The following is a 6,821-nucleotide window of genomic DNA, read 5'->3' as shown; positions in this document are numbered from 1 at the left end:
TTATTTCACTTCTTCGAAATCTACGTCCTCAACGTCGCTTTCTTGGTTAGCATTAGCTCCAGCATTTGCGTCTGGTCCAGCATCTGCTCCACCTTGTTGTGATTCAGCTTGAGCTTTGTACATTTCTTCGCTAGCTACTTTCCAAGCTTCGTTGATTTTTTCTAAAGCTGGATCAATAACTGCTATGTCTTTAGTCTCGTATGCTTTTTTCAATTCTTCTAGAGCTTCTTCAATTGGTTTCTTTTTATCATCAGATAATTTATCACCAAATTCTTTAAGCTGACTTTCAGTTTGGAAAATCATTGCATCGGCTGCATTTAATTTTTCAGCTTTTTCCTTAGCAAGTTTATCTGCTTCAGCATTTGCTTCGGCATCTTGCTTCATTTTTTGGATTTCTTCTTCAGTTAAACCAGAAGATGCTTCAATTCTAATGTCTTGAGTTTTTCCTGTTGCTTTATCTCCAGCTGTTACATGGATAATTCCGTTCGCATCAATATCGAAAGTTACTTCAATTTGAGGAGTTCCTCTTTTTGCTGGTGGAATTCCATCTAAATGGAAACGTCCAATTGTTTTATTGTCGGCTGCCATAGCTCTTTCTCCTTGTAGCACGTGGATTTCAACAGATGGTTGATTATCCGCTGCAGTAGAGAAAATTTGACTTTTCTTTGTTGGAATTGTTGTATTAGCTTCAATAAGCTTGGTCATAACATTCCCCATAGTTTCAATTCCTAAAGATAAAGGTGTTACGTCTAATAGTAATACGTCTTTAACATCTCCTGATAATACTCCTCCTTGGATTCCTGCTCCTAAAGATACTACCTCATCTGGGTTTACACCTTTACTTGGAGATTTTCCAAAGAATTTTTCAACGGCATCCTGTACAGCAGGGATACGTGTAGAACCACCTACTAAAATAACTTGATCGATATCGCTTACAGACAAACCAGCTGCTTTTAAAGCAGATTGACATGGAGCGATAGTACGTTTTACTAAATCGTCAATTAATTGTTCGAATTTAGCACGAGACAAGGTACGTACTAAGTGTTTTGGTCCTGAAGCGGTAGCCGTAACATACGGTAAGTTAACTTCTGTTTGAGCAGAAGATGACAATTCAATCTTCGCTTTTTCCGCAGCTTCTTTTAAACGTTGTAATGCCATTGGGTCTAAACGTAAGTCAATACCTTCTTCAGATTTAAACTCGTCAGCTAACCAATCAATTACTTTTTGATCTACGTCGTCACCTCCTAAATGCGTATCTCCTTCAGTAGAAAGCACTTCAAAAACACCATCTCCTAATTCTAAGATAGAAACGTCATGTGTTCCTCCTCCAAAATCGAATACTGCGATTTTTTGGTCTGTTCCTTTTTTATCTAAACCGTAAGCTAAAGCTGCTGCTGTAGGCTCGTTAATAATTCTTCTTACTTTTAAACCTGCAATTTCTCCAGCTTCTTTAGTTGCCTGACGTTGGCTATCGTTAAAATAAGCAGGTACTGTAATTACAGCTTCTGACACTGTTTGTCCTAAATAATCTTCAGCAGTTTTCTTCATTTTTTGAAGAATCATAGCTGATAATTCTTGAGGTGTGTATAAACGACCATCGATATCTACTCTAGGTGTATCGTTGTCACCTTTTACTACTTTGTATGGTACACGTCCTACTTCTGTATTAGATTCAGAAAATTTGTTACCCATAAAACGCTTAATAGAAGAAACCGTTTTTGTAGGGTTTGTTACTGCCTGACGTTTTGCAGGATCTCCAACTTTAATTTCGCCTCCTTCAACAAAAGCGATAACAGATGGTGTAGTACGTTTTCCTTCGGCATTAGGGATTATAACAGGCTCATTACCTTCCATAACAGAAACACATGAGTTTGTTGTTCCTAAATCGATTCCAATAATTTTACTCATAATCTTATTTGTTTTTATTTGTCCGGATCTATTTGAAATAAATAGATTTTCGGAAATCTTATATTCATTTTAGTTTCGCTTACTATAAGTCAATGATTGTGCCATGTCAAAAAATATGACAGGATGTCACTTTTAATATAGAAATTAAATTCATTTCTTATAAAACTCTTATAAAGGATAAAACTCTCTATCTTTGTCAATAGCTGAAAAAAGAAATTATCATGATGGAATGTATCTCAGTTTTCGATATGTTAAAAATAGGAGTTGGTCCTTCTAGCTCTCACACCTTAGGGCCTTGGCGTGCAGCTGAGCGATGGATAAAGGAACTTAAAACTGCTAATAAATTTGACAAGGTCGAGAAGATAACCGTTGATTTATATGGCTCTTTATCTTTAACAGGAAAAGGGCATGCTACTGATTATGCCGTAATGTTAGGCTTAAGTGGTGGTGATCCAGAAATTATACCCATAGACTCTATTGAAGGAATTATCAGCTCTATTAAAAATAATAAGGTTCTTAATTTTAATAATGAAAAATTAGTACCCTTTCATCCAGAAACAGACATCGTATTCAATCGTGAATTTCTTCCTTTTCATGCCAATGGTATGATATTCACAGCAACTATTGAAGGTAAAAAATCTAAATCGACATTTTATTCTATTGGTGGAGGTTTTGTAACGAAAGAAGAGCGTAAAAACTCAAAAAAGAACAAAGAAATTTTTCTAAACACTTTTCCTTATCCAATTGTAAAAGGAACCGAACTTTTGGCCTATTGCAAACAGTTGAATTTACCGATTTCTGGAGTAGTACTTGAAAACGAAAGATCGTTGAGAGATGACAAAACGATAGATTTTGAACTACAACGAATTTGGATGACCATGTTAGAGTGTATGTATATTGGCTGTCATACAAAAGGTAACCTACCTGGAGGTTTAAATGTTAGACGTCGTGCCTTTGACATGCATGAAACTTTAAAAGGAGACCTACCGTATTCTGATCCACAGGAATGGCTACAAACCATAAGACAAACAGAAGTAAAATTTAGACAAATCCTTAAATGGGTAAGCTGTTTTGCACTTAGTGTTAACGAAGTAAATGCATCATTAGGTCGTGTGGTAACAGCTCCAACAAATGGAAGTGCTGGAGTAATTCCTGCGGTACTTATGTATTATATGGTAATAGAAAACCACGAAGCCAATTTCGATCATATCAAACGTTTTTTACTAGTAGCTGGAGAAATAGGAAGTATGTTTAAAAAGAGTGCCACTATTTCTGCGGCTATGGGAGGTTGTCAAGCTGAGATTGGTGTGTCATCAGCTATGGCTGCAGGTGCTTTATGCGAATTAATGGGCGGTTCTACAGATCAGGTATTAATTGCTGCCGAAATTGCTATGGAACATCACCTAGGTCTAACTTGCGATCCTATTGGAGGCCTTGTACAAATTCCATGTATTGAACGTAATTCTATGGGGGCTATAAAAGCTATACATGCAGCGGAATTAGCCTTAGACACAGATCCTGCAAATGTAAAAGTGCCATTTGACAAAGTCGTTTCAACCATGTGGGAGACGGCTAAGGATATGAGTTCCAAATACAAGGAAACAAGCGAAGGTGGATTGGCCGTTGGTGTAAACATTCCGGATTGTTAGAAATAAATTTCATTTAATAAACTCATTATAATTATGAACTAATTTTAGCTTTGTACCCTACTAAGCATTCAATTATTTAGTATTTTTACACAAGTTAAATCAAACAAATTACACATATGTCTGTAGCAAAAAAAGAATACAAAAGAATTACCGTAAAAACCTTAGTTGACATGAAAACTAATGGTGAAAAAATATCCATGCTTACAGCATACGATTATACGATGGCCAAAATTGTAGATGGCTCTGGTGTAGATGTTATTCTAGTTGGCGATTCTGCAAGTAATGTAATGGCTGGTCATGAAACCACCTTACCCATAACTCTAGATCAAATGATATATCATGCCTCATCAGTTGTAAGAGCTGTTGAGCGTGCATTAGTAGTTGTAGATTTACCATTTGGTAGTTACCAAAGTGATCCAAAAGAAGCTTTGCGTTCGGCTATAAGAATTATGAAAGAGTCTGGTGGACATGCTGTTAAACTAGAAGGTGGTAAAGAAGTAAAGGAATCTATAAAACGTATTTTAAATGCCGGAATTCCTGTTATGGGGCATTTAGGCTTAACCCCTCAGTCTATTTATAAATTTGGAACTTACACTGTAAGAGCTAAGGAAGAGGAAGAAGCTATACGATTAAAAGAGGATGCTTTAATGCTTGAAAAAGCAGGGTGTTTTGCTATTGTTTTAGAAAAAATTCCAGCAGCTTTAGCTAAAGAAGTTGCAGAAAGTGTTTCCATTCCTGTTATAGGAATTGGTGCAGGAGATGGTGTTGACGGACAAGTTCTTGTACTTCATGATATGATTGGAATGACTCATGAGTTTAACCCACGTTTTTTAAGAAGATACATGAATTTATATGAAGATATGACTTCAGCTATTTCTCAATATGTAGATGATGTGAAGACTAGGGATTTCCCAAATGAAGAAGAACAATATTAATTGAGTGAATAGTGAATAGTGAATAGTGAATAGTGAAAAAACTCTATTTTCTAATTAAAACCATATAATTACACCTTTAACAGTGAGTCCTTGTTCAAACCATGCAACTCGCTGTACTAGAACAAAAGCTCAACTTTGAAAATTCGTGAAATCTGTGTCCAAAATACTTTCAAACAAAGAAAACCTTCAGGTTTTATATGAAGACAATCACATCATCATAGTTAATAAACGAGCTGGAGATATTGTTCAAGGCGACAAAACGGGAGATAAACCTTTAAGTGAAGTTGTAAAGGAATACATTAAAGATAAATACAACAAACCTGGAAACGTATACCTAGGCGTGGTTCATAGATTGGATAGACCAACCTCTGGTGTTGTTATGTTTGCCAAAACAAGTAAGGCTTTACCAAGGCTTAATAAGATGTTTGTTAATAAAGAAACTCAAAAAACTTATTGGGCCTTAGTAAAACAAGAACCTCCAAAAAATCAGGACACGCTAATTCACTGGTTAAGAAAAAATCCTAAGAATAATAAATCGACTGCATACCCAAACGAAGTTCCTGAAGGTAAAAAAGCGATACTTCACTATCAGGTTATTAAAAAATTAGATAATTACTTTCTTATAGAAGTTGCCTTAGAAACAGGTAGACATCATCAAATACGAGTACAATTGGCGAGTATTGGCTGTCCGATTAAAGGTGATTTAAAATACGGATTTGACAGAAGTAATAAAGATGCAAGCATTAGTTTACATGCCAGAAATTTACATTTTACACATCCTGTTTCAAACGAAACTATAAATGTAACAGCTCCACTTCCGAAAGACCCTATTTGGGATGCATGTCTTTAATTTATATCTTTTATAACACAAAGATTACTCCTTTTTTTCATCTGTCTCTTCTTCCTTTTTCCCACTCATCATAAAATTGATAAGAATACCAACAAGTGTTACACACACTAAGGCAAAAATACCAATCATTATCACGCCGTTATTCCAATTGTACAAAGCAAGGTTTTGATAAATCATAATTAGAGAGTTTTATTATTTATAACTCTTCGTAAAGCTATTGGATACTAGTAATACTAAAAATGATTTTAATCAGTAAACCTTATATACTCTATAAATTTTAAACAAAAAGGCACTTTTATTACTAAAAGTGCCTTTTCAAACCAACCAAAAATCACTGACAATAAGCTTGTCAGTTTACTATTAAAATTAAACAATTCTTATAATTATATCTAATTATTACTCTTAATTACATTTAATAAATCTTCTTTCTGTACCACGCCTGACTGTCTCCAAAGCTGTTTTCCTTGTTTAAACAGTACTAAGGTTGGCACACCTCTTACTTGATATTTTGCGGCCAAAGCCTGATTTTTATCTACATCAATTTTAATAATTGCTACATCCTCACCCAAACTATCTTTAACGTCTTTTAAAATTGGAGACATCATTTTACATGGTCCACACCATTCTGCATAAAAATCTATGAGAACAGGTTTGTCTTGATTGATTATTTCTGAAAATTTACTCATATTTTTATTTATTAAAATTCACATGCCAAAATCTTCTGAACTCATTAGAATTATATCCTGTTGCCACATCTTCAGAATAAAATGTCTTACTGTATTTATCGGTTTCAGCATACAACCTTATATTTAGTAATCCATGACACTGTAAACACATTGGAATTAGTTGTCATTAGATAATAACATGTGACTTCGTTCTTAGTTTCAACTATAACAGGTTTTAGTTCTTCCTTATTGAAAATGTTTTTTGAACTTGTTTAATTCTTTAGTTTTTAGGTTCTTTCTATTTGAATTTTCCTGTAGCGCAACTTATAAACGATTTCGTTTTTGAAACAATCGAGTTTTCGTCTTCTACGGAAGGGTACCCTATATTCTTCAATTTTTCTTTTACTTGAATGCTATCATCATAATTAATATGATTAAATGAAATTTTACTTTCTTCTATATTTACTTCTATCTCTGATATGTTTTTGATTTCAGATAATTTATTCGTGACGGTATTGGCACAACCTCCACATTTTAAATTTTGAACTATTACTGATGTTCTCATTCTTCTTTTTTAATATAATTTAAAAATCCACCCTCTAAGTCGTACAAAGCTTCAAAACCCATTTTGGACAACTTTTCAGCTGATTGATTACTTCTAGATCCACTTCGGCAATATAAATATACGGGTTTGCTTTTATCTAGTTTATTAAACTCATCCGTAAAACCTTCAGAATAATAATCAATATTTTGGGCACCTTTAATATGTCCTTCTTGAAATTCTTCTGGAGTTCTAACATCAATCAGTTGAACC

General features: G+C 34.3%; 8 protein-coding genes. 3 read left to right on the top strand and 5 right to left on the bottom strand.

What is annotated here, in order from left to right; all coding sequences use genetic code 11:
• On the bottom strand, positions 1 to 1,908 hold the full coding sequence (gene dnaK, locus VKY41_RS10435) for a molecular chaperone DnaK (RefSeq protein ID WP_500814395.1): 1,908 nt from the start codon (positions 1,906 to 1,908) through the stop codon (positions 1 to 3).
• A gap of 224 nt (positions 1,909 to 2,132) precedes the next feature.
• On the opposite strand from dnaK, the gene VKY41_RS10430 reads away from it, so the two are divergent.
• From VKY41_RS10430 to VKY41_RS10420, 3 genes are all read left to right on the top strand, one after another.
• Positions 2,133 to 3,557, top strand: coding sequence for an L-serine ammonia-lyase (locus VKY41_RS10430; RefSeq protein WP_500814396.1), 1,425 nt, complete (start codon positions 2,133 to 2,135; stop codon positions 3,555 to 3,557).
• A gap of 116 nt (positions 3,558 to 3,673) precedes the next feature.
• Complete coding sequence (gene panB / locus VKY41_RS10425) at positions 3,674 to 4,492, top strand: 3-methyl-2-oxobutanoate hydroxymethyltransferase (protein ID WP_500814394.1); 819 nt, start codon at positions 3,674 to 3,676, stop codon at positions 4,490 to 4,492.
• Positions 4,493 to 4,646: 154 nt separating this feature from the next.
• Entirely contained in the window at positions 4,647 to 5,342 is a 696-nt protein-coding gene (locus tag VKY41_RS10420; RefSeq protein ID WP_500814393.1) for an RluA family pseudouridine synthase, read from the top strand.
• Positions 5,343 to 5,366: 24 nt separating this feature from the next.
• Here VKY41_RS10420 and VKY41_RS10415 read toward each other — a convergent pair whose 3' ends face one another.
• The 4 genes from VKY41_RS10415 to VKY41_RS10400 form a co-directional block, all read right to left on the bottom strand.
• Complete coding sequence (locus tag VKY41_RS10415) at positions 5,367 to 5,519, bottom strand: hypothetical protein (protein ID WP_500814392.1); 153 nt, start codon at positions 5,517 to 5,519, stop codon at positions 5,367 to 5,369.
• 212 nt (positions 5,520 to 5,731) lie between these two features.
• Positions 5,732 to 6,028 carry a thioredoxin gene (trxA, locus tag VKY41_RS10410; protein WP_500814391.1) on the bottom strand — a complete coding sequence of 99 codons (297 nt, stop codon included), beginning with the start codon at positions 6,026 to 6,028 and terminating at the stop codon, positions 5,732 to 5,734.
• Positions 6,029 to 6,305: 277 nt separating this feature from the next.
• A complete protein-coding gene (locus VKY41_RS10405; RefSeq protein WP_500814390.1) occupies positions 6,306 to 6,572 on the bottom strand; it encodes a heavy-metal-associated domain-containing protein in 267 nt (88 codons plus the stop codon).
• The coding region (locus tag VKY41_RS10400) for a rhodanese-like domain-containing protein (protein ID WP_500814389.1) at positions 6,569 to 6,821 on the bottom strand (253 nt) is incomplete at its 5' end. The genes VKY41_RS10400 and VKY41_RS10405, both read right to left, overlap by 4 nt.

The sequence above is a fragment of the Xanthomarina sp. genome (genome assembly GCF_035306605.1).
GTDB lineage: Bacteria > Bacteroidota > Bacteroidia > Flavobacteriales > Flavobacteriaceae > Xanthomarina.
The sequence above is the reverse complement of the archived record's forward strand: the minus strand, read 5'-3'. Positions and strand labels throughout refer to the sequence as shown.